The sequence below is a fragment of the Desertibacillus haloalkaliphilus genome (assembly GCF_019039105.1).
In the GTDB taxonomy this organism is placed as follows: Bacteria; Bacillota; Bacilli; order Bacillales; family KJ1-10-99; genus Desertibacillus; species Desertibacillus haloalkaliphilus.
In genome coordinates this window covers 1-745 of record NZ_JAHPIV010000044.1, presented here as the reverse complement: position 1 = coordinate 745, position 745 = coordinate 1, and the positions used below count along the sequence as shown (strand labels likewise).

Sequence of the window (745 nt, the reverse complement as noted above, 5' to 3'; positions counted from 1 at the left end):
GAAAGAAAAAAAGGAGGGAAGGGGGGAGGGAAGGAGGGAAAAGGAGAAAAAAAGAAGAGAGGAGGAGGGGGAGGGGGGGGAAAAGAGGGAGGAAAAGAGAAAGGGAAGGGAGAAAAGAGGAGAAAGGAGGGGGGAAGAAAGGGGAAAAAAGAAGAGAAAAAGGGGAAAAGAGAAAAAAAAAAAAGGAAAAAGGAAAGAGAAAGAAGGAAAAGGAAAAAAAGGGGAGGAAAGGAAGGAAAGGGGGAGGAGGAAAGGAAAGGGGAAGGAGGAGGAGAAGGGAGGGAAGAGAGAAGGGGAGAGAAGGAGGGAGGGAGGGGAGAGAGAGGGGGAGGGGAAGAGGAGGAGAGGAAGAAAGGGAAAGAAGGGAGGGAGAGAGAGAAAAGAAAGGAGGGGAAAGGAGAGAAAGGGGGAGAGAGAGGGGAGAGGGAGGGAAAAAAGGGAGGGGAGGAAGAAAGAAAGAGGAAAGAAGAGAAGAAAGAAAGAAAAGAAGAAGAAGGGAGGGAGGAGGGAGAGGGGAAAAAAGAGAAAGAGGAGAGGGGGAGAAAAGAGGGAAGAGAAAGGAGAAGGGGAAGGAAAAAGGGGAGGAAAAAGGAGAAGAGGAAGAGAGAGGGAAAGGAGAAGGAGAAAGGAAGGAAGAGAGAGAGGAAGAAGGGAAGAAAAAAGAAAGGGGAAGAAAGAAGGAAAAGGGGAAGGGAGGGAGGGGGGAAAGGAAAAGGGGAGAAAGAAGAAGAGAAGAAGGAGAAGG

General features: G+C 49.3%; 1 protein-coding gene. It reads left to right on the top strand.

What is annotated here, in order from left to right:
• A partial coding sequence (locus tag KH400_RS29545) for a hypothetical protein (protein ID WP_217227892.1) occupies positions 1-745 on the top strand: 745 nt, incomplete at both ends.